This window comes from Wenyingzhuangia marina (assembly GCF_900130035.1).
Taxonomy (GTDB): Bacteria; Bacteroidota; Bacteroidia; order Flavobacteriales; family Flavobacteriaceae; genus Wenyingzhuangia; species Wenyingzhuangia marina.
On the sequence record NZ_FQXQ01000001.1, the window covers coordinates 595,204 to 619,250 of the forward strand.

Here is a 24,047-nt window from a genome sequence, read left to right on the forward strand (position 1 = left end):
CTGAGTAAAAACTCAGGGCTTTTAATTTTTTGAATAATAATTATCCTAATTTTTCAATGGCATTTTCAATTCTTTGCAAAGTATTTTCTTTACTAATCATTTCAATAATATCAAATAGGTGAGGACCTTTCATTTCTCCAACTATACACAATCTTAATGGAGGCATTACTTTTCCAAAACCTAATTCCTTTTCTGTTAAATAAGCTTTTACTTTATTTTCTATTTCAATACTTTTAAAATCTTCTATGTTTTTAATGATTTCTTTTACCTCTAACATAATGTCTTTGGTATCTGGTTTCCATTGTTTTTTAGAAGCTTTTTCATCGTAGCTAGTTGGATTTGTAAAATAGTAATCAGATAAATCCCATAGATCTTTTGTAAAAACAGCACGTTCTTTTACTTGCTCAATTACTTTAGTAATATATTCTTTGCTAAAATCTTTTACTTTTTCTTGATTCAATTTTATAAACAAATCTGCAATTTCTTCATTACTTTTTTGTTGCATGTATTGCTGATTAAACCAATTTGTTTTTTCAGGACTAAATTTTGCTCCAGATTTAGAAACTCTCTCAATGCTAAAAATATTAGCCAATTCTTCTAAAGAAAATATTTCTTGTTCTGTTCCAGGATTCCATCCAAGTAATGATAACATATTTATAAATGCATCATTAAAATATCCATCTTCTCTATATCCTCTAGATATTTCTCCAGTTTCCTCATTGGTATAATTTAATGGGAATACAGGAAATCCTAATTTATCACCATCACGTTTGCTAAGCTTACCTTTACCAACTGGTTTTAAAATTAATGGTAAATGTGCAAATTTTGGTGCTATCCAACCAAAAGCTTCATATAATAAACTGTGTAATGGTAAAGACGGCAACCATTCTTCTCCACGAATTACATGACTAATTTGCATTAAATGATCATCTACAATATTTGCCAAATGATAGGTTGGCATTCCATCAGATTTAAATAATATTTTATCATCTAAAGTATTTGTATCAATAGTAATTTCTCCACGAATCATATCATCTAAAATCAATTTTTGATCTTTTGGAGTCTTGAATCTTATTACATATTTTTCGCCAGCTGCTAATTTAGCTGTAACTTCTTCCTCTGATAAATTGATGGAGTTATTTAGTGTTTCACGTGAAACATTGTTGTAAACAAAAACAGTTTTTTCAGCCTCTGCTTTAGTACGCAATGCATCTAATTCTTCAGCAGTATCAAATGCATAATAAGCCTGTTTACTTGCTACTAAAGCGTCTGCATATTTTTTATATATATCTTTTCTTTCTGATTGTCTGTAAGGTCCAAATTTTTCATTTTTTCCTGGGCCTTCTTCAAAAGGAATTCCACACCATTCTAAAGCATCAATAATATATTTTTCAGCATTTGCTACATACCTTGTTTGATCTGTATCTTCAATTCTCAATACAAATGTTCCATTATTTTTTTTAGCAAATAAGTAATTAAATAATGCTGTTCTTACTCCTCCAATATGTAAAGGTCCTGTTGGACTTGGTGCAAAGCGTACACGTACATTTTCCATGATGGTGATTTTTAGAATTTATGGTTGTTTTATTCGTTTGCAAATATACTTTATCTGCCAAATTATTAATTATATATACTTTATTTTATTGTGTTTCAACGTATCATCCTTTTTACTACCTTTGCAAAACTAAATTTAGTATATGATTGCATTTAATTATGAAACTGATTTTGAATTGGTTAACGAAAAAAAATACAGTAATTGGATTTCTAATTCTATTGTAAATGAAGGTTTTGAAGAAGGAGAAATCAATTATATTTTTTGTGATGATGAATATCTTCATAAATTGAATGTAGAATTCTTAAATCACGATACTTTAACAGATGTAATTAGTTTTGATTATTGCATGGGTAAATTGATTTCAGGTGATATTTTCATATCTATCGAAAGGGTTCAAGATAATGCTAAAGATTTAGGAATTACTTTTGATGAAGAATTACCAAGGGTTATGATTCATGGTGTTTTACATTATTGTGGATTTAAAGATAAGTCTGATGATGATGCAAAGCAAATGAGAACTAAGGAAGAACAATATTTAACTGACTTAGTAAAATAATTTTATTGTTCCACGTGGAACAAAAACCATTTATAGGATAAATACCTATAATTTTAAACTTGAATTTTTTATGAGTTTATTTACTGATACTTATGATGTAATTGTTGTTGGAGCTGGTCATGCTGGTTCCGAAGCTGCTGCTGCTGCTGCTAACATGGGTTCTAAAACTTTGTTAGTTACTATGAGTTTGCAAAACATTGCACAAATGAGTTGTAATCCTGCTATGGGAGGAATTGCAAAAGGACAAATTGTAAGAGAAATTGATGCATTAGGAGGGTATAGTGGAATTGTAACAGATAAGACTGCTATACAATTTAAAATGCTAAATAAATCTAAAGGACCTGCAATGTGGAGTCCAAGAGCTCAATCTGATAGAATGCGTTTTGCTGAAGAGTGGCGTAATATGTTAGAACAAACAGATAATTTAGATTTTTATCAAGATATGATCAAAGGGTTGATTATTGAAGATGGAGAGATTAAAGGGGTAAATACAGGATTGGGTTTTGAAATAAAAGCTAAATCTGTAATTATTACTGCGGGTACTTTTTTAAATGGATTGATTCATATTGGTGAAAAATCTTTTGGAGGAGGAAGGTCTGGTGAAAGTGCTTCTACTGGAATTACCGAAGATTTAGTAAAAGTTGGTTTTGAAGCCGGAAGAATGAAAACAGGAACTCCACCAAGAGTGGATGCCCGTTCTTTAGATTTTTCTAAAATGATTGAACAACCTGGTGACGAAAACCCCGAAAAATTCTCTTATTTACCAACTACAAAACCGTTAATAGAGCAACGTTCTTGTTATATGAGTTATACTTCTCAAGAAGTTCATGATTTGTTGCGTTCTGGTTTTGATCGTTCTCCAATGTTTAATGGTAGAATTCAATCTACGGGACCAAGATATTGTCCTTCTATTGAAGATAAAATTGATCGTTTTGCAACCAAAGATAGACATCAAATTTTTGTAGAACCAGAAGGATGGAATACAGTTGAAATTTATGTGAATGGATTTTCTACTTCTTTACCAGAAGATGTACAGGATAAAGCTCTACGTAAAGTAGCTGGTTTTGAAAATGTAAAATTCTTACGTTATGGTTATGCTATAGAATATGATTATTTTCCACCAACACAGTTAACACATTCTTTAGAAACAAAATTGGTTAAGAATTTGTTTTTTGCTGGTCAAATTAATGGTACTACAGGATATGAAGAAGCAGCTTCTCAAGGTTTGATGGCTGGAATAAATGCTGCTTTAAAAGTACAAAAAAGACCTCCTTTTATTTTAAAAAGAGACGAAGCTTATATTGGTGTTTTAATTGATGATTTAATTACTAAAGGAACAGAAGAGCCATATAGAATGTTTACATCAAGAGCAGAATATAGAACTTTATTACGTCAAGATAATGCAGATATTCGTTTAACTCCAATTTCCCATGCTATTGGTTTGGCTTCTGATGAACGTTTAGAAAGAGTAAAACAAAAGGTAGAAAAATCTGATTTATTAGTTCAATTTTTACATGAAACAAGTATTAAACCAGAAGATATCAATCCTATTTTAGTAGCTAAAGAATCTGCTACTATTACACAATCTGTTAAAATGTTTAAAGTTGCTTCTCGTCCACAAATAGATTTTAAAGATGTGATTACTTTTCCTGGTGTAGCTCAATTTGTAGAAGAACATAATATAGATGCTGAGGCTATTGAACAAGCTGAAGTTAAAGTTAAGTATGCTGGTTATATTGAAAAGGAAAAGAATAACGCTGATAAATTACAACGTTTAGAAAATATTACAATTCCTAAAACATTTGATTATTACAAAGTAAAATCTTTATCGATTGAAGCTCAGCAAAAGTTAACAAAAATTCAACCTGTAACCATTTCACAAGCTAGTAGAATTAGTGGGGTATCGCCTTCTGATGTTTCTGTTTTGTTGGTTTACATGGGTAGATAATTAATAAAAGTTCCACGTGGAACCTTAAAATTTAAACCGATATTTTTATAATAAAGTATCGGTTTTTCGTTTATATTTAAGCCTTCTTTTGATAAAAAATAATGAAAAAAATACTTGTCATTTTATTAGTAATTTTTGGAATTTCTGTTTTTTTGCCAAATTATATTATCGAAAAAAAAACAGAAAAACTTGTATATGATCAAGTAGATAAAATACCAAAAAATAAAGTTGGATTGGTTTTAGGAACCTCTAAATGGAGTAGAGAAGGAGTGGTAAATTTGTTTTTTAAATACAGAATTGATGCTACGGTAGAACTTTATGAAAAAGGTAAAATTGAGTTTGTTTTGGTGAGTGGAGATAATGCATTAATTGAATATAATGAGCCTAGATTTTTTAAAAAAGAATTAATCAAAAGAGGAATTCCTGAAGAAAAAATATTTTTAGATTTTGCAGGTTTTAGAACTTTAGATTCGGTTATTAGAGCATATAAAGTTTTTGGTCAACAATCCTACACAGTTATTTCTCAAGAATTTCATAATAAAAGAGCTATCTTCATTGCTTCCTTAAACGATATAAATGTAATAGGATTTAATGCAAGTGATGTAAGTAGTAAGTATGGATTTAAAGTATATTTGCGTGAATATTTTGCAAGAACAAAAGTTTTTGTTGATGCATTATTTAATGTACAGCCTAAATTTTTAGGTCCTAAAATTGAAATAAAATAAATGGCATTAGAAAAGTATTTAAGAACTAAAGATTATTCCGTTTCAAAAGAAAATTTTGAACTATTATTGGATGATAGGATTGATTTATTAATTACAAATCCAAGACCAAAAAAAGAAAATTTAAGCAAGTATTATGAAACTGAAAATTACATCTCTCATACAGATCGTAAAAAATCTGTAACAGAAATTGTATATAGTTTGGTTAAAAAGTATACGCTAAATAAAAAATTAGAATTGTTAAATTCTTTTCCTGTAGAAGAAAAAAATGTTTTAGATATAGGATGTGGAACAGGTGATTTTTTAAATGTTTGCCAACAAGCAGGATGGAAGGTTACCGGAATAGAACCAAGTGAAAAAGCTAGAGAAAAAGGATTAGAAAAATTAGAAAAGGGAACTTATATCTATTCTGATATTCATGCTTTTTTTGAAGATGATTTTGCTGAAGAAGAAAAAGATTTAGATTATAAACAAAGTTATAAGCAAACCAAATTATATCATCATTCAGAACATGAAACTAAAAATATAGAAAATGAAGTTTTAAAGTTTGAAGATGATTATAAACCAGAAAATAAACCTTATCAATTTGATGTAATTACCATGTGGCATGTTTTAGAACATGTACATGATTTGGATATGTATATTTACAGATTAAAACAATTGTTAAAACCAGATGGTGTTTTAGTAATAGCTGTTCCAAATTATAAAAGTTACGATGCTGATTTTTATAAAGAGCATTGGGCTGCTTTTGATGTACCTAGACATTTATGGCATTTTTCTCAAACAGCAATTCATAGATTATTTGCAACTGAATTAATGAAAGTGGTAAAAACCATTCCAATGAAATTTGATGCTTTTTATGTTTCGTTATTAAGTGAAGAATACAAAACAGGAAAAAAGAATTTTATTAAAGCGGTAATAAGTGGAATTAAGTCTAATAAAGAAGCAAAACGTACTGGAGAGTATTCATCTTTAATTTATGTGTTAAAAAACATGAAAAACGAATAATTAAAGGGTTTTAAGTAATTATAAATTATAAAACCTAGTATTTACCTTAGAAAAAAAATAAACCCCTTTAAAATTGCTTTAAAGGGGTTTGTTTTTTTATTAATTATCTATTGTTATTTAAAAAACGATAATAAAAACTTATAATAGATTATTTATAATGTCTGGTCGCTCCTTTTTTACCAAGACTATTAAATTTCCAACTAAAGCTAAACATAAAATATCGTTGCAGCACGGTGCTTTGTCTGTTTGTTATTTTATTGTTATAAGCATATTGTCTGGCATTAATATTTTGGTTTAATAAATCGTATGCTTTAATACTTAAATTAGCCTTGTCTTTAAATAAGCTATAAGATATTGAGGTATTCCAAAACCAAGCACTTTTATCAAACCCATCAGAAATATTTGGATTATAACTGTAATTTATGTCATTACTAAATTCTATTTTCTTCATAAAATGATTGTTAGTATTTATACCAACATTATGACTTGTAAATTCTTGAAGATTATTGTTAATATAATTTTTGGTATAAGATGGTCTATACCTTACACTTAAACTGGCAATGTCTCTCCAGTTGAATCTTGTATAAATATTAGGTGATATACTTCTGGAAATACTAGGATTTTGTGTGTTGTTAATAAGATTTATAGATTTTCTAATATTAGAAGATCCTCCAATTCCAACTCTAATACTTTTTACGGTATCTATTTTTATTTCTTTACTATAATTTAAATAACCATATAAAGAGTATTGTCCATTAACATTTTCATATGTAGTATTTCTTAAATTTCCCTCACCAATTTCGGTTTTGCTTACAATTTCATCTTCAGTAATATATCCATATATATAGCTATAAAAATAGATTTTTTTCTGAAAATTATTTTGACTAAAGTCTACAGACATTGTATGACGTTTGCTTGGTGATAATAATGGATTTCCTTCTACAGTGTTTAATGGATTACTTATATTTTTAAAAGCTTGAATTTGGTTTATATAAGGGGCTACATTTTTCAAATCATAATTTAAACCTAAATTGGTTTTTGTACTTCTATAATTTAATCTATAACTAAATTGTGGTGCATTAAACCTTCTTTTAAGATTTAATTCAGGTCTTAAAAAATCTGAACTTTCTAGAGTTCTTAAAAGATATTCTGATGTAAAATTAGAAGACCATTTGTCTTTTGTATATTTTATTTTTATGCTAGGAGTTGTGGTAATGTTATCATATCTAAAGTCTGTGCTAAATTCGTCATTAATAAAAGACTCATATTCACCTGTAGTATCATTATAATCATAAGTGTTGTTTGTATTTTTTTGAACATTATTTCTATAACCTACTCCCAAGTCTAAGGATAGTTTTTTTTCTATAATTGATAATTGATATTTGGTCTCTAAAAAGAATGTATTGTTTTTGTTTTTACCCTCTCTTAATTGATTTGTAGTTCTGCTTTCAGAAGGATTATTTATTATTTCAACATTATTTTCTATGTTGTTTGTAGAGTTTCTAATGTTTATATCATTATTAATATTAAACTTTAAATAAGACCCTTTTTTACCAATACGTTTGGTAACACTTAAATTATTAGAGAAATTATTATTTGTGTTCTCATTTAAACTTTTTGAACTAGAGGTGTTTATAGTATCGTTATTTGAGTTTAATGAAATACTATTGTTATCATTTGTGTTTTTTGTTTTTGTTAGATTAAACTCTGGTCTAATTGTTATAAGAAGGGTGGAATCTAGTTCTATTTTAAATTTACTTTCAGAACTATGCTTTTCTGATTCATCATTAGATCTTGAGTTAGAATTTGTAAAAATATTACCGGTTTCTAGTGTCTCTTCTGTTTCAGATTTTGAAGTATTATTATTGTTTGTAGTAGAACCAAAATAATTGGTAGAGGCATCTATATTTTTACCCCAAGTATCTACATAATTTAACCCTTTATTATTAGACGTTATAATACCTTCTCTTCCCCAATTGTTAATTTGACTATTTATATTTCTTGAAGAAGAACCACCAAACATTTTACTAATTTCACCATAACTAAATCCTGGCGAATTAATGTTGTTTCCTCCGGCAAGTAAACTTAAACGTAGGTTGTTATTAAATCTGTTATACATTCCTGCATATTCATAACGTTTATCTGTTCCTGCACCAGCGGCTACACGACCAAAAACTCCTTTGTTATTTTCTTTTTTAATGACCAAGTTTACTGTTTTATTGGTTTGTGCTCCATCTTCCCCAGTAAAAGCTTCTTGATCAGTTTTTGTGTTAGATACTTGTATCTTTTCAATCATTTCTTTGCTTAAATTTTTGGTAGCAATGGTAGGATCGTTAGAGAAAAAAGGTTTTCCGTTTACTAGTATTTTGTTTACATCTTTTCCATTTATTTTTATTTTTCCATCTTCATCAACTTCTACACCTGGTAGTTTTTTTAGTAAATCTTCTACATTGGCATTATTTTTAGTTTTAAAAGATTTTACATTAAACTCCAGCGTGTCTTTTTTAACTGTTACTGGTGGAGCTTGCGCTCTAATCACAACTTCTTGTAAAGCATTAGCATTTTCTTGTAAAGCAATAGTTCCTAGGCTTGTTTTTTTATTCTCAATAGTAATTTTTTTTTGATAGGTTTTGTAACCTATATAAGATATAAAAAGGTTAGCTGTTTTGTCACTTGTTTTGTTTTCTAAAAGAAACTCACCTTTTTTATCAGAAATAGTATAAGTAATGATAGTACTATCTTTTACACGTTGTAAATAAATAGTGGCTGATTCGATTGGAATTTTGTCTTGTTTTGAAGTTAAAGTTCCAGAAATTTCAAAAGATTTTGTTTGGGAAAAGACAGTACTAGTCATAGCTATAACTAGTAGCATTAGTAATTTTTTCATGCAATTTTTTAAAAAAAAGGTTGTAAGAACCTTATTGTGGCAATTTTTTGATTGCTAAAATAGAAAAAATGTACAAAAATGATTGTTTAAACATATAAAAGGTAGATATTAATTAGTAAGAAGTTGTTTTTATTAAATATTTTACAATAAAACTAGTTTTATAGAACTTGTAAATACCATCCTAAAATGGTTAGTATTAAATAAATTCCTAGATTGGCAGCTCCTTGAAAATCTCCAGCTATTCTTTGACCAAAAAGTAAAATCAAAATATTTAAAACGCAAGTTTTATAAATAATGACTGGCGAGAATAAATAGAAATTAAACAGAGTAGAAAAAATTCCAATGATTAAAATTAGAGAAGTAAAAGTGTTGATGAAAACTAATAACCACCAAAACAGATTTGCATATTTTGTTTGTTTTAAATGATGGTTTAAAAAAGCTGTGTATCCTTTTTTGTCTTTTAATTTTTCGAACAAAGAATATCCAAATGAAATAAAAAGAAAACATAAAATAGAAAGGATCATAGATTGATTTTTTTCAAAGGTCAACAAAAATAAAAATCCCTGCAAAATATATTTCACAGGGATCTTTTCTTAAATAGGTTATTTATTATCTTCTTTTATTAGGTCTATTTGCTTTTATGTATTCTTCTAAAGCAATTTCATCAGCTATTTCTATAATATTTCCATCTTTATCTTCAATAGAAATAGGAAATTGAAAAGTTGGCTTTACACCTTCTTCTAAAGTTTCATGGTAAGCTTTAAAAGCATCATGGTCAGCAATTTCAGTAGTTGTTTCATCTGCGTTAATAACTGTTACAGGAAATACCAATTTAAATGGAGGTTGTTTAAGCTCTGGTCTGTCATCTTCTCTATTGTTTTTTAAATAAGTCATAAATGCTTCTTCATTTTCAATAGTAACAATGGTTCCATCTTTTTCTTGTATAGAAATAGGGAATTGAAAAGTTGGCTTTACACCTTCTTCTAAAGTTTCACGATAAGCTTTAAAAGTATCATGGTTAGCAATTTCGGTAGTAGTTTCATCTGCATTAATAACTGTTACAGGAAAAATTAATTTAAAAGGAGGATGAAAAGGTTTAGGTCTTTTTAATAAGGCTCTTAAATTATTAATTCCATCAATTGTGTAGGTTTCTCCATCAATAATAACATCAAAAGGAAATTCAATTTTTGGTCTAGTATTTCGGCTAATTATTTTTCCTAATTGCTCATCAGAGTTAATTTCTTCAGTAGAATTATCATCATTAACAGCCGTTACAGGATAATTAACAATAACTGTTTTTAAAGCAGTAGATAATTCTTCTTTTGATATTTCATCATTACCAGTTAAAGCTGTTTCTTCGTCAATATTTAATGAACTCTGAGAACAACTAACCGATAAAAATGTTGCAAGAATAATTACAAATGTTGTTTTAAATAATTTCATGATCTTTAAATTTTTTAAGGTTTATATAACTGAAACCGTTATTTTTACAATTACCCTACCTTTAAAATTAATTATTTTATTAAATGTCCAAAAAGATATCTGTTTGCGAAGCCAAAATATATGAATCGATCTATAAAAAATACAGCAAATCACTTTATAGTTTTATGTATTTTAAATGTGGTGATGCCGATAGAGCAAACGATTTGGTTCAGGAATCTTTTATAAAACTTTGGAACAATTGTGCTAAAGTTATTTTTGAAAAAGCAAAATCTTATTTATACACCATTGCAAACAATCAATTTTTAAATGAAGTTGCTCACTTTAAGGTAAAATTAAAATATGAGCAACATAATAACAAAGATGATAGCAATATTGAAAGTCCTGAATTTTTATTAGAAGAAAAAGAATTTATGGACAAACTTCAAATAGCTATTGATGAATTAACTCCTAGTGAAAGAGAGGTTTTTTTATTAAACAGAATAGAAAACAAAAAGTATAGAGAAATAGCAGAAATGTTAAATATTTCTGTAAAAGCTGTTGAAAAAAGAATGCATGGAGCTTTAATTAAGCTTAGAAAAAGTATTGGAAAAAATATTTAAACAGTTAAAAATCAAAAAATAAAGTAGGGTATATATTAAGTATTTGGTTATATATAAAAGGAACTAACATGAAACAAGATTACAATATAGATGATACTTTTTTAGCCAGATGGTTAAATAATGAGTTGACAGAGGAGGAGTTGTCTGATTTTAAAAAATCGGAAGATTATGTGTTGTTTAAAAAAATAGCAGATAAAAGTACTTTGTTTAGTGTTCCAGAATTTAATGAAGAGAAATCTTTTCAGAAAATTCAACAAAAATTAAAAAATCAGAAAACAAAAGTACGTAAGCTTGCTACTAATTGGGTTTATGGAGCTGCTGCTGCGATTTTAATTTTGTATGGACTGTCTTATTTTATAAATAACGGAACGGATGTAACTTGTAATACAGGAGAGCATTTGGCTTATGTGTTGCCAGATGGATCTGAAGTAAAGTTAAACGGAAGTTCTTCTCTTCATTTTAACAAAAAGCAATGGGAAAAAGGAAATAGAACTTTAGATTTAGAGGGAGAAGGATATTTTAAAGTAAAAAAAGGTTCTAAGTTTTCTGTAAATACAGATCAAGGAACAGTAACTGTTTTAGGAACACAATTTAATGTACAGACCATAGATAATTATTTAGCTGTAGAATGTTATGAAGGTAAAGTAAGTGTAAAAAACACCAAGCACGAATCTATATTAACACATGGAAAAGGAGTTAAATTTTTAGAGAATAAAAAAGAGAATTATCAAATAGAAAATTCAGAGCCTAATTGGCTTGCAAATAATTACCAGTACGATGCAGTTCCTTTAAGTATTGTTTTTAAAGATTTACAGAATGTATACAAAGTAAAAATTGAAAATAAAGGAGTTGATTTGTCTCAACTTTACACCGGAAAATTAGTAAAAAACAACTTAGAAAAAGCTTTAAAAGTCATTTGTAAACCTATGATGATTAAGTACACAATTCATAAAGATGTGATCACTATTTCTGAGTAATATGAAAAAGGTTTTATTGCTTTTTTATTTGTTTTCTTTCACTGTTTTTTCACAAGAAAATATCAGTTTAAAACAAGTATTAAGTCAATTATCTAAAACACATAAAATAGCGTTTTCTTACAATGAAAATCAAATTCAAAATTTTAATCAAATTTTGGTTGATTCGGAAAATGATTTAAATACTATTTTAATCAACTTATCACTACAAACCCAGTTGGTATTTGAGAAGATTGATGAAAAAAACTATATCATCAGAAATAAAAGTAGTGAAACAAAAAATATTTGTGCAGTAATTTACAGCGATAAAACCAAAGAAGAATTACCGTTTGCAAACGTTTATTTTGATGACAAAACAGTGCTTACAAATCAACAAGGAAAAGTTGAAATAAAAGATATTTTAAACGATGCTGTTATCAGTATAAAATTGATTGGATATAAAACAAAAAATATTCCTGTACATAGTTTTACCACTACTTGTAAAGAGATTTTTTTAAGCGAAGAAATTCATCAATTAAACGAAGTAGTTATTACCGATTATTTAACCACAGGTTTATCTAAAAAGAAAGATGGAAGCATTGTCTTAAATCCTAAAAAAACTGGGATTTTGCCTGGGGTTTTAGAGCCCGATGTTTTACAATCTTTACAATTAATTCCGGGAGTACAAAGTCCTGATGAAACTGCTTCTGGAATTCACATAAGAGGAAGCACTCCCGATCAAAATTTAGTGGTTTTTGATGGAATGAAAATGTATCATTTTTCTCATTATTTTGGATTGATATCTGCCTTTAATCCATACATCACAAACAATGTAAAATTATTCAGATCTGGTACCCACGCAAAGTATGGAAATATTGTTGGTGGTGTTTTAGATATTAGTATTGATAACAATGCTCCTGATAAATTTTCTGCCGGTTTTGGAAGTACTTTAACTCATGCTGATTTTTTTATAAAAGCTCCTTTATTAAATAATAAAATAGGGTTGGTTTTTTCTGCTCGTAGATCTATTACAGATTTTGCTAACACTATTACTAATCAAAAATATGCCGAGGTTGCTTTTCAAAACAGTAAAATTGCTGAAGGTTTAGATCAAGAAAATTTAAGAATAACCAATGCCAAAAATGATTTTTTTTACGAAGATTATTATTCAAAAATTTTGGTAGCTCCCAATGAAAAAAATCAATTGTCTTTCAGTTATTTATACAGCCTTAACGATTTAAATTTTACTGGAGAAAATCCAAGAACTCAAGAGGATTTTAGAGATGATATTGTTATAAAAAACAAAGGATTTCATACAGATTGGAAATTAGATTTGGCAGATAAGGGAAGTCATAAAATAGCATTTGCCAAAACAGATTTTTATAAAGATTATGATGGCTCAAGAATAAGAACTAGACCCAACGGAAACCAAGATAATGTGTTTTTTAACAAAACCAATACAGTACAAGAAACCAGTGCCGAATATTCTTTTAAAAAAGAAACCAAAAAACAGAATCATTGGGAAATAGGAACTCAGTTTAGCAATCATCAATTAACTTATAATTTTAAAAGAATAAGATCTGCTCTGAATGATTTTGTAGATGATAACATTAACGGTAAAATGTTTAGTTATGCATTGTTTTCAGAGTATCAAATCAACACAAATAACAAATGGTTGATTAATTTAGGATTAAGGTGGCAACATTTTAATGGAATAGCTAAAAATTTTGTAGAACCAAGGTTTAACATTAATTACAAAACAACTAAAAACTTAAATTTTAAATTTTCTACGGAACTTAAACATCAATCCGTTTCTCAGGTTTTAGATTTTAGAAACGATGGTTTGGGCGGATTGTTTAATCATTTTTGGGCTTTGGCAGATGAAAGAGAACTTCCTGTTTTACAAAGTTTTCAAACTACTATAGGAGCAGATTATCAAAAAAAGGGTTGGACTTTAGATTTAGAAATCTATCATAAAAACATTGATGGAATTTTGTTTTTGTTTGATCAGAATGTAAGAGCCCAAAAATATTATAGCGGAACCAATAGTGTTAATGGATTGGATTTGTTAATCAAAAAACAATGGTATAATTACAACACTTGGGTTAGTTATTCTTTGTCAAAAAGTATTTATCATTTTAATAATTTAAATGATGGAGATAATTTTAATGGTTCTTTTGATACGCCTCATAATTTTATTTGGTCCCATAATTATAATCTTAAAAAAGTGGAATTTTCTTTAGGATGGAGATTTCGTTCGGGAATTCCTTATACCGTTAAAACAGCTGAATTAAATAATAGCAATAGATTAAAAATTGTGTTTAATGATTTAAATACAGAAAGATTACCAAATTATAAAAGATTAGATTTTTCTGCCAGATATAAATTTTATTTCAAAAGAGATAAAAACATAAAAGGACAATTAGGATTCACTTTACAAAATATATTAAATAGAAGAAATATTTTAAGTAGAGACTATGAAATTCAGACAATTGTAAATGGGCAAGGGGCTAATAGAACAGAAAAAGAAGTGTTGGTAGAAACCGATAAAATATCATTAGGTTTTGTGCCTAATATATCTTTTAGAGTATATTTTTAAAAAAGCCCCAATCTAAACTTTTAAAGAATAACCTATTAAAGAAAACTATCAAAGTAAACCGATTGGGGCTAAAAATTTCTCTTTTTCAAATATCATCAATAACTTTTTTTAAGTATTTCAGAGTATAAGAATTGTTTTTACAATGTCTGTAGTTATATAAATCAAAAAACAATAAAAGTTTTAAAAACTCTTTTAAGAACTTTAATATCCTTTTTTGAATTAAGACATGAACATCAAAACCTACTGCAAATTAAAGGTTTCAAATTATCAGTATTAGATCAAATTTGCTCACAAAAGAATCAAATTACACTAACATATGTTGTTTTTTGTGTTTTTTTAATGTTAATTGTTATTATTTTTGAGTATTGCTTTGATTAATAAAAAAATGAATTTTAAAAACCTCCCATTTAATATTCCAGTTCCTAACTATAACAATTTATCTAAAACAGATAGAAAACGAGTTAGGCTAATGCAAGTATTTAGTACTATTTGGATAATTCAATCATTCATATCAATCATTATAGTACTATCAAAGAAAAATCTCTTAGAATTTTATGGTCATGTTTTTAATGTATTTGTGGTGTCATTAATATTTTTCCTTCTTTATAATAAAAAACATAATGGTGCTTTTGCATTGTTTTTAAGTTTAATATTAACTACAGTAATACTATTTACCATTTTTATTGATCCAGGAGCTTATGCTGAGTATTATTATTTATGTGTGGGGCCTTTGGCTTTGGTTTTATCAGATAATAAAACAATTATATTCACAAGTTTTTTTGCCTCTTACTTAGCTTTTATTTTACCAAACTATTTTTTAAATCTTTATCCAGCGGGTCAATATCAAAATAATTATGAAGCCTTTATTCTCTTTTTTGTAATCTTTATTTTAGTCTATTATTTTAAAACAATAAATAATAGAAATGAAGAATTATTAGAGTTAAAATCAAAAGAGTTACAAGAAATAAATCAATTTCAATCTCAGTTTTTTATTAATATTTCTCATGAAATAAAAACCCCACTAACTTTAATAAAGGGACAAGTTGATAAGTTTGATGTAAATAAAAATATTAGCAAAAACAAACATAAAATCAATAAACAAATCAATAATATTAAGAAAATTGTAGATGACGTAATTGATTTGTCTAAAATGAATGATGATACTTTTAATTTTAACAAAGGAGTCGTAGATCTTAAGAAACTAGGATGGAAAATTTATACTTCTTTTGATTCTTTATTTATTCAAAAAAACATCACTTTTACCTTTGAACACTCTGATGAAGATTTTTATGTTTTTGTAGATGCTTTGTATTTAGAAAGAGCCATCAACAATTTAATTTTAAACGCTTACAAATACACTGAAAAAAAAGGAAGTGTTGTTTTTAAATTAACCAAACAAAATGATAGTGTTTCTATCATTGTATCTGATACAGGTATAGGAATTGAAAAGGAAAACATTAATAAAATATTTAATAGGTTTTACCAAGTAAATAATGACTTTAATAAAACCGGTGGAAGTGGTGTAGGACTGGCATTTACCAAAGAAATTGTTTACAAGCTAGATGGTGAAATTTTAGTGGAAAGTAAACCAAATGTTGGTTCTGTGTTTAAAGTAATTTTTCCGTTTGTAAATGACTATAAAAATGAGGAAAGTCGTCAAATATTTAATCTTAATGAGGAAGATAAAAACTATAATACAGAGTCTGTTGTTTTAGACCATAATAAAACTATTTTAATTGTTGATGACTCTTATGATATGAGAGATTATCTAAAAGAACTATTGATAGATTATAATTGCTTAGAAGCAGAAAATGGTATAGAAGCTATTAAAATACTACAACATGAACAAATTGATTTTATTATTACAGATTACATGATGCCGAAAATGAATGGTCTTGAATTTGTTACTTATATTAAAAAAAATAATATTTCTATTCCTGTTTTAATGCTTACTGCACGTAGTGATTATCATAGTAAGTTGGAAGTATTAAGACTTGGAATAGATGATTATTTAAACAAGCCTTTTAATAAAAATGAATTACTGATTAGAATTCAAAATAGAATAAAAAATCAAGATAGTAGAAATAAATTTGTCAATGCTGAAAAGATAACCAATGATGAAATTAAACAAAATTCTGAATGGGTTATCAAGCTAAAAAAGTGCATTATTAAAAAATGCGATAATCCCAAGTTAAATCAAGTAGATATTGCCGAACATTTTAATGTTTCTAAAAGCACCTTTTATAGAAAAGTTAAAATGGAAACAGGTTTAACACCTAACGAATTTATTAATGAAGTAAAGTTGTTAGAAGCAAGAAAAATTGTGGAAAATAATAATGATATTTCTTTAAAAGAATTGTCTTTAAAAGTAGGTTTTTTACACACTACATATTTTGCAAATCAGTACAAAAAAAGATTTGGAGTACACCCTATAAAACAAGAAGTTTAAGAATTTAATTCTTGTTCTTTTGCATGTAATAATCTGGTTAGTTTTATAGAAGTATCTAATAAAATTAATTTAGCATTACCGTTTCTTTCAATATGGTAAATAGCATCGTTTAACTCATTGTTAATGGCTTCTATATTTGCACTATTTATAAAAGGAGCAAATTTTTCTATACTAAACCCTTTGGTTTGAGGTTCGTAAAAAACTAAGTCTTTAGCACCATAATTCCACAAAAGTGCTTGTCTAAAAAATTGTAAACAAAAGTTTAAAAACTGTTTTTGTTTTTCACGTCCCATAGCACCAATAGTATCAGACCAGGCAATTAAATCTTGAATTACACTAGCATTTCCTTTGGCTTTAAAAGCAGCACGAACCCAGGTAATAAAAAGTTGTTCAAATTCTAAATCATTTCCTTCACTTTTTAAAAGTTCTAAAGCTTTTTGATAATTCCCCTCAGCTCTGTGAGCTAATTTTTGTGCTTCGGCAGGAAAAGAATTTTCACGTGCTATTAAAGCTTCAGCAATATTTTCTTCACTTAATAGAGGGAAGTCTAAAATTTGGCAACGAGATAAAATAGTGTTTATCAATTGTTCAGGATGTTCCACGATCAATAAAAAAATGGTTTTTGCAGGTGGCTCCTCAATCAATTTTAACAATTTATTGGCAGCAGCATTGTTCATTTTTTCTGCCATCCAAATAATCATAATTTTATAACCTCCTTCGTAAGATTTTAATTTAAGAGCGCTTACAATTTCTTCAGCTTCATCTACTCCAATTTGTCCTTGTTTGTTCTCAATACCTAATTGTTGATACCATTGATACAAACTCCCGTAAGGTTGTTCTTTAATAAAAGTTCTCCAATCATTCAAAAACAGTTTACTTACTGGATGTTTTTTAACATTTTCATTTACCGCTGTAGGAAAAGCAAAATGTAAATCAGGATGTTGTAGTTTAGCAACTCTTGTATCACAAGCTTCATCATTTTTACATAGTATATATTGGGCATAGGCGATTGCTGCTAATAAAGTACCCACGCCATTAGCACCAACAAATAACTGTGCATGTGCAATTCTACCAGTATCAGCAGTTCTTTTTAGGTGATTAATAATGTGTTGTTGCCCAATAAGATTGTTAAATAACATAGAATTTGGATGAGTTAAAAGAAGTTCAAATTTACAATTTAAATAAACAGTGCTTATAAATTTATAATAATTAAAACGTTTTAGTTAATTTCATGCTCAACTAAATATTAAATAACTATCAACTACTATATTTGTAGCACATCAACTTAGATTTGACATATGAAAACAATCAATGATTTTAATTTTAAGGATAAAAAAGCCTTAATAAGAGTAGATTTTAATGTTCCTTTAGACGCTGAGTTTAATGTAACAGACACAACAAGATTAAAGGCTGCTAAGCCAACAATCATCAAAATTTTAGAAGATGGTGGTGCTGCTGTATTAATGTCTCACTTAGGTCGTCCAAAAGGAGTAGAAGACCAATTTTCTTTAAGACATATAGTAAAAACTGCTTCAGAAATTATTGGAGTTGAAGTTAAATTTGTTGCTGCTACTGTGGGTGCAGAAGCTGAAGCTGCTGTGGCTGCTTTACAACCAGGAGAAGTTTTATTATTAGAAAACTTACGTTTCTTTGCCGAAGAAACTAAAGGAGATTTAGCTTTTTCTGAGCAATTATCTAAATTAGGAGATGTATATGTAAACGATGCATTTGGAACTGCACACCGTGCTCACGCTTCAACTACAATTGTTGCACAATTTTTTAAAGATAAATTAGCTGGTTTGGTCATTGAAGCTGAATTGGTAAACGCTGATAAAGTTTTAAAAGGAGGAGTAAAGCCTGTTACTGCAATTATGGGTGGAGCTAAAGTATCTGATAAAATTTTAATTATAGAAAAATTATTAGATGTAGCTGATAACATTATTATTGGTGGAGGAATGTCTTACACTTTTGCAAAAGCAGAAGGAGGAAACATAGGTAAATCTCTTTGTCAAAATGATTTATTAGATTACGTTTTAGAATTAGAAGAAAAAGCAAAAGCAAAAGGAGTTAAATTAATATTCCCTATTGATAATTTATTGGGAGATGATTTTTCTAACAATGCAAACACTCAAGTAGTATTAAGAGGTCAAATTCCTGATGAATGGGAAGGATTTGATATTGGACCTCAAACAATTGAATTATTCTCTAAGATTATTAAAGAATCTAAAACGGTAATTTGGAATGGACCAATGGGAGTTTCAGAAATTCCTTTATACGCAACAGGTACTATAGAAGTAGCAAAAGCGGTAAAAGAAGCAACAGAAGGTGGAGCATTCTCTTTAATTGGAGGTGGAGATTCTGCTGCAGCCATTAACAATTTAGGGTTTGGAGATGATGTATCTTACGTTTCTACAGGAGGTGGAGCATTATTAGAATACATGGAAGGTAAAACTTTACCAGGTATTGCTGCATTACAAGAAGCTTAAAAAAGAAGTAAACACTTGTTTATAAAACCAAAGCGTCTCAAATTTTTGAGACGCTTTTTTTTATGTAATTTAATAGCCCAAATAAAAATCAATATGAAGTATACTAACATCCCCAAAACAGATATTAAAGTTTCTAAAATATGTTTAGGAACCATGACTTTTGGAGAACAAAACACCGAGGCAGAAGCTCATGAACAATTAAATTACGCGGTTTCTAAAGGAATAAATTTTATTGATACCGCAGAAATGTATTCGGTTCCTGGTAGAAAAGAAACCCAAGGAAGCACAGAAAGATTTATAGGTTCTTGGTTAAAAGATCAAAAAAGAGAAGATTTGGTCGTAGCTACTAAAGTAACAGGTCCCAACCCTGGATTGTCATATATAAGAGAACCTCAGCAGTTTTCTAAAGAAATGATTCACAGTGCCATTGAACAAAACCTTAAGCGTTTACAAACGGATTATGTAGATGTTTATCAATTGCATTGGCCAGATAGAAATACCAATTTCTTTGGAAAATTAAATTATAAACATAAATCTGAAAATGAGTGGTTTGATAACATCAATATTGCTGTTTCTGCTTTAGATGATTTGGTAAAACAAGGAAAAATTCGTCATTACGGATTGTCTAACGAAACGCCTTGGGGAGTGATGAGACATTTACAAGAATCAGATCAACATAATTTAACCAGATGTAAAACCATTCAAAATCCATATTCTTTGTTAAATAGAACTTATGAAATAGGTTTGGCTGAGGTTGGAATGAGAGAAGAAGTAGGTTTATTGGCTTATTCTCCATTAGCATTTGGAGTTTTATCAGGAAAGTATTTGGAAGGTGGAAATGCTACAGAAAATGATCGAGTGAATAAATTTCCACAATTTTCTAGATATAACAGTAAAGAGTCAGCTTTCTTAACGCAACAATATGCAGATTTAGCTAAAGAGTTAGGAATTAGTTTAGTTCATTTGGCTTTGGCATTTATCAATCATCAACCTTGGGTAACGGCCAATATTATTGGTGCTACCAAAATGGAGCAGTTAAAAGAAAATATCAGTTCTATTGATGTTGAATTATCAGAAGAGGTATTGACTAAAATTGATGAAATTCAAAAATTACAGCCAAATCCGGCACCTTAATTTTAAATAAAAAACAGCTGATTTTACTCAGCTGTTTTTTATTTAATTTCTACGGAATATCACTGATAGTACCAGTTACTTTTAACTCATCATCAATGTATAAAATTACTTTACCAAGGAGATTTTTTATCACTTTATGTTTGACTAAATCAATGGAGATAAGTTTATCTATTGTTCCACCACTTTCAATTAAATAATTATCACCATTTGCTAAGACTGCTTTAAAATAAGCTTTGTCAGATATAGTTTTAATTTTATCAAAATCTGGATTCCATCTGTTTTTTAAATTAATTAATTGAGCAGTTTGACCATCATCATTAGAATTTATGATTTCAGATTTTAATTTAATGGTAGGTAAATTAAAGGTATCAACCGCTACAAATATATCTTCTTGGTTGATACCACCAATGATAATTTTAAGGTCTTCTATTTCTTTATCATAATTATTATAAATTTCAAACCCAATGCCAATTTTAGTGCCATCTTCGTCACCAAAATCCCAACCCCCACAAGCTGTAAGTAAGCTTAGTGAGATAAATACTATTAGGTAATTATATTGTTTAATCATAATTTGAAACAGTTATAAAAACAGCTGAGTAAAATCAGCTGTTTTTTTATTTAATTTCTACGGAATATCACTGATAGTCCCCGTAAATTTTAAGTCTTTATCAATATATAATACTACTCTACCAAGGAGGTTTTTTACCACTTTATGTTTGACTAAATTGATTGATGAAAGTTCCTCTAGTGCAGAATCTTCTATCAAATGATTATCACCATTTGCTAAGACTGCTTTAAAATAAGCTTTGTCCGAAATAGTTTTAATTTTATCAAAATCTGGATTCCATCTGTTCTCAATGATGTTAATGTATTGTCGATCAACGCCGATATCATTAGAATTAGCAATTTCAGATTTTAACTTTATGGTAGGTAAATTAAAAGTATCAACCGCTATAAATATATCTTCTTGGTTAATACCTCCAATCACTATTTTAGTACCTTCTATATCAGCAGGGTAATTGTTAGAGACATCAAAAGAAATCCCAATTCTATCGGCATCTTCGTCACCAAAATCCCAACCCCCACAAGCTGTAAGTAAGCTTAGTGTGATAAATACTATTAGGTAATTATATTGTTTAATCATAATTTGAAACAGTTATAAAAACAGCTGAGTAAAATCAGCTGTTTTTTTATTTAATTTCTACGGAATATCACTGATAGTCCCCGTAAATTTTAAGTCTTTATCAATATAAAGTTTTACTTTACCAAGACTGTTTTTTATAACTGCATGTTTCACTAAATCTATGGATATAGGATGCTTTAAAGCATAACTTTCAATTAAATAATTATCACCATTTGCTAAGACTGCTTTAAAATATGCTTTGTCAGATATGGTTTTAATTTTATCAAAATCTGGATTCCATCTGTTCTCAATGATGTTAATGTATTGTCGATCAACACCGATATCATTAGAATTAGCAATTTCAGATTTTAACTTTATGATAGGTAAATTAAAAGTATCAACCGCTATAAATATATCTTCTTGGTTAATACCTCCAATCACTATTTTAGCACCTTCTATCTCGGTAGGATAATTATTAGAAATTTCAAAACCAATTCCAATTTTAGTGCCATCCTCGTCACCAAAATCCCAACCCCCACAAGCTGTTAGTAAGCATAGTGTGATGAATACTATTAGGTAATTATATTGTTTAATCATAATTGGTAGCATTTTAGAACCATCCTGTTAACACATGGAGCGTAGGTTGTTTGTGGTATAGTAATTGTTCCACCGCCACTGCCAAGCCAAGGAAGTGTTATTGTTGTATATGTTGTTGTAGAATATGGTAAATCTGCTGAGGTACAAGCAGAATAATCATATTCACTTGTTATTAAATATTCAGAGCTAGGAGCTATCGGTCCAATAAAATAAACAACTTTAGAGTTATCTATATTTTCTATTTTAGATTTTATGTAAGGTTCATCTTTATTATTAGCCTCGCTCACTAAGTATCTTTCAGGAAAAAACACTTCATCATATTCTTTAACAATAAAACAACTCTGGTTTTCTACACGGTTTTTAGCATCGGCAGCATAAGTGCTTGTTGGTGCTTCTGAAACACCATAAGGTATTCCCAACCAATTTCTTTTTATGCTTGTATGGTCCCAATAGATACCTCTTCCAATAGTATTGTTGTGTAAGTCCATTGCTTCTGAATCCAAGTCATTGTCCCCACATTCTTCATACGCATCGGCTACTCTTTTTGCAAAATCAGTTCTAGTACTTCTTGCAGTACTCATGGTAATATAATATTTAGCTAATAAAACATTCCACATTAAGTGCCTAAAGGCATCTCTTCGGTCGTTTGCTCCAGGTAAATTTGAATATTCTTGAGCAGCAAGGTCTCTAGCATCTTCACCAGCATCCCTAACACTAAGTGTATTTGCTAGGGTTCCTGATAGATCTAAAACACATGCCATGTGTGAAGGGCTTCCAGATTCATAACCAAGATTAGTTGTTTTTTGTGTTTTACTAGCTATTTTGGTTGTTAGTTCTTGTTTTTTTTCCTCAGCTGTTAACAAAATTTCATAGTTCATGTTTTTTTTGTAGTATTCATCAATCAGATCTATGTTTGTTTCTATTTGTTCATCAGACAGTCCTTCAAAATCGTCTCTAATCATTTCCCATTTTTTCTTTTCTTGTTTAATATGGAATGCTTCAACATTTTTTTCGTGTTCTACAAGTCTTAAAGAATCTTTTGAAAGGTCAATAAGATTGTTTGCTAATATATATTCTCTTATTTCTATAGACACAGTATCAAGAAATTTTTGTTCCTCACTTTTAATAAACATGGGTTCTCTTTCAAAGTTATAAGGAAATATATCGGTAACAAGTTTAGTAGCTTCTATAATTAAATCAGTATCAGGTAATTCTAATAAGTCTGTATTACCGCTAGTTTTAGAAAGTTGAAAATGTGGATTTTTAATTTTACTGTACATTTGTTTTAAACCAGTATCTGTCAATTCAATTTCTAAATCTTCAACAGGAGTTCTAAACCTATGTTTTACAGTTAAACCATTAAAATCAATAATTTTAGATGTTTCAGTTTCAATCTTAGCTTCTTTAGTATTTGAATCTAAATTGTTTTCAACATCTTGACAAGAAGTTAAAAACAAAAACAAACCAGATGCAATTGTTAAAAATTTAACAGGGGGGGTGTAAATGTTTTTTTTCATAGTATATTTTTTTAAAGAGCCTACTCCTTGTTTTAAGTCTTTTTTCAGCTTGTTCAGACCTAAGGTTTGAAATATAAAAAAATAATAAGATAGACTATAATTTTACAGTTTATATTATTGACTGTTTTATTGAGTGTATATAAAAAATACTCTATTGAATATAATCTAATTATAGTAGTTAAATAAATTCCCACAATTTTCTAGGAACAATAGTGAGCAGTTAGTTTTTTAACGCAACAATATGCGAATTTGGCTAAAGAATTAGGATTGAGTTTAACACATTTAGCTCTAGCTTTTGTCAATCATCAACCTTGGGTAACGGCCAATATTATTGGGATTACTAACATGGAGCAGTTAAAAGAAAATATGAGTTCTATTGATGTTGAATTGCCAGAAGAAGTTTTAAAAAAAATTGATGAAATTCAGAAATTACAGCCTAATCCAGCTCCGTAATTAGGAAATATAAAACAT

18 protein-coding genes and 2 pseudogenes are annotated in these 24,047 nt (G+C 28.5%); 11 read left to right on the plus strand and 9 right to left on the minus strand.

Going from position 1 to position 24,047, the window contains the following annotated elements; genetic code table 11:
• Positions 1-40: 40 nt before the first annotated feature.
• Positions 41-1,555, minus strand: a complete 1,515-nt coding sequence (gene gltX / locus BUB70_RS02545) for a glutamate--tRNA ligase (RefSeq protein WP_073118109.1) — start codon at positions 1,553-1,555, stop codon at positions 41-43.
• Positions 1,556-1,697: 142 nt separating this feature from the next.
• On the opposite strand from gltX, the pseudogene ybeY reads away from it, so the two are divergent.
• The 4 genes and pseudogenes from ybeY (at position 1,698) to BUB70_RS02565 (ending at position 5,789) form a co-directional block, all read left to right on the plus strand.
• Positions 1,698-2,152 (plus strand): annotated as a pseudogene (ybeY, locus tag BUB70_RS02550) (rRNA maturation RNase YbeY).
• A gap of 29 nt (positions 2,153-2,181) precedes the next feature.
• Complete coding sequence (gene mnmG, locus BUB70_RS02555) at positions 2,182-4,059, plus strand: tRNA uridine-5-carboxymethylaminomethyl(34) synthesis enzyme MnmG (RefSeq protein ID WP_073118111.1); 1,878 nt, start codon at positions 2,182-2,184, stop codon at positions 4,057-4,059.
• A gap of 101 nt (positions 4,060-4,160) precedes the next feature.
• Positions 4,161-4,784, plus strand: coding sequence for a SanA/YdcF family protein (locus BUB70_RS02560; protein WP_073118112.1), 624 nt, complete (start codon positions 4,161-4,163; stop codon positions 4,782-4,784).
• On the plus strand, positions 4,785-5,789 hold the full coding sequence (locus BUB70_RS02565; RefSeq protein ID WP_073118113.1) for a class I SAM-dependent methyltransferase: 1,005 nt from the start codon (positions 4,785-4,787) through the stop codon (positions 5,787-5,789).
• 148 nt (positions 5,790-5,937) lie between these two features.
• On the opposite strand, the gene BUB70_RS02570 is transcribed toward BUB70_RS02565, so the two are convergent.
• The 3 genes from BUB70_RS02570 to BUB70_RS02580 all read right to left on the minus strand — a co-directional run bounded on the left by BUB70_RS02570 (position 5,938) and on the right by BUB70_RS02580 (position 10,119).
• Positions 5,938-8,676 carry a TonB-dependent receptor gene (locus BUB70_RS02570; protein WP_073118114.1) on the minus strand — a complete coding sequence of 913 codons (2,739 nt, stop codon included), beginning with the start codon at positions 8,674-8,676 and terminating at the stop codon, positions 5,938-5,940.
• A gap of 158 nt (positions 8,677-8,834) precedes the next feature.
• On the minus strand, positions 8,835-9,200 hold the full coding sequence (locus tag BUB70_RS02575) for a hypothetical protein (RefSeq protein ID WP_143155224.1): 366 nt from the start codon (positions 9,198-9,200) through the stop codon (positions 8,835-8,837).
• Between the two features lie 85 nt (positions 9,201-9,285).
• Positions 9,286-10,119, minus strand: coding sequence for a hypothetical protein (locus tag BUB70_RS02580; RefSeq protein WP_073118116.1), 834 nt, complete (start codon positions 10,117-10,119; stop codon positions 9,286-9,288).
• A gap of 83 nt (positions 10,120-10,202) precedes the next feature.
• Here BUB70_RS02580 and BUB70_RS02585 point away from each other — a divergent pair, with 83 nt between their 5' ends.
• From BUB70_RS02585 to BUB70_RS02600, 4 genes are all read left to right on the plus strand, one after another.
• Entirely contained in the window at positions 10,203-10,718 is a 516-nt protein-coding gene (locus tag BUB70_RS02585; RefSeq protein ID WP_073118117.1) for an RNA polymerase sigma factor, read from the plus strand.
• A 68-nt stretch (positions 10,719-10,786) separates the two neighbouring features.
• A complete protein-coding gene (locus tag BUB70_RS02590) occupies positions 10,787-11,695 on the plus strand; it encodes a FecR family protein (protein WP_073118118.1) in 909 nt (302 codons plus the stop codon).
• Position 11,696: 1 nt separating this feature from the next.
• The gene (locus BUB70_RS02595; protein WP_073118119.1) at positions 11,697-14,270 is read left to right on the plus strand and encodes a TonB-dependent receptor; all 2,574 of its coding nucleotides are present in this window, start codon (positions 11,697-11,699) and stop codon (positions 14,268-14,270) included.
• Between the two features lie 385 nt (positions 14,271-14,655).
• The gene (locus BUB70_RS02600; protein WP_143155225.1) at positions 14,656-16,719 is read left to right on the plus strand and encodes a hybrid sensor histidine kinase/response regulator transcription factor; all 2,064 of its coding nucleotides are present in this window, start codon (positions 14,656-14,658) and stop codon (positions 16,717-16,719) included.
• Here BUB70_RS02600 and BUB70_RS02605 read toward each other — a convergent pair.
• Entirely contained in the window at positions 16,716-17,858 is a 1,143-nt protein-coding gene (locus BUB70_RS02605; RefSeq protein WP_073118121.1) for a DNA polymerase III subunit, read from the minus strand. The two genes, BUB70_RS02600 and BUB70_RS02605, sit on opposite strands and share 4 nt — an antisense overlap.
• 159 nt (positions 17,859-18,017) lie before the next feature.
• Here BUB70_RS02605 and BUB70_RS02610 point away from each other — a divergent pair, with 159 nt between their 5' ends.
• Complete coding sequence (locus BUB70_RS02610) at positions 18,018-19,205, plus strand: phosphoglycerate kinase (protein ID WP_073118122.1); 1,188 nt, start codon at positions 18,018-18,020, stop codon at positions 19,203-19,205.
• Positions 19,206-19,298: 93 nt separating this feature from the next.
• On the plus strand, positions 19,299-20,339 hold the full coding sequence (locus tag BUB70_RS02615; protein WP_073118123.1) for an aldo/keto reductase: 1,041 nt from the start codon (positions 19,299-19,301) through the stop codon (positions 20,337-20,339).
• 49 nt (positions 20,340-20,388) lie between these two features.
• On the opposite strand, the gene BUB70_RS02620 is transcribed toward BUB70_RS02615, so the two are convergent.
• The 4 genes from BUB70_RS02620 to BUB70_RS02635 are packed head-to-tail and all read right to left on the minus strand — an operon-like array spanning position 20,389 to position 23,576.
• Positions 20,389-20,907, minus strand: coding sequence for a hypothetical protein (locus tag BUB70_RS02620; RefSeq protein WP_073118124.1), 519 nt, complete (start codon positions 20,905-20,907; stop codon positions 20,389-20,391).
• Between the two features lie 57 nt (positions 20,908-20,964).
• The gene (locus BUB70_RS02625) at positions 20,965-21,483 is read right to left on the minus strand and encodes a hypothetical protein (RefSeq protein ID WP_073118125.1); all 519 of its coding nucleotides are present in this window, start codon (positions 21,481-21,483) and stop codon (positions 20,965-20,967) included.
• 57 nt (positions 21,484-21,540) lie between these two features.
• Positions 21,541-22,059: a hypothetical protein gene (locus BUB70_RS02630; RefSeq protein ID WP_143155226.1), complete on the minus strand. Its 519-nt coding sequence runs from the start codon at positions 22,057-22,059 to the stop codon at positions 21,541-21,543.
• Positions 22,056-23,576, minus strand: a complete 1,521-nt coding sequence (locus BUB70_RS02635; protein ID WP_073118127.1) for a DUF6973 domain-containing protein — start codon at positions 23,574-23,576, stop codon at positions 22,056-22,058. The genes BUB70_RS02630 and BUB70_RS02635 overlap by 4 nt, the downstream gene beginning before the upstream one ends.
• Before the next feature lie 243 nt (positions 23,577-23,819).
• On the opposite strand from BUB70_RS02635, the pseudogene BUB70_RS02640 reads away from it, so the two are divergent.
• A pseudogene (locus BUB70_RS02640) lies at positions 23,820-24,029 on the plus strand (aldo/keto reductase); the annotation flags it as partial.
• Between the last annotated feature and the right edge of the window lie 18 nt (positions 24,030-24,047).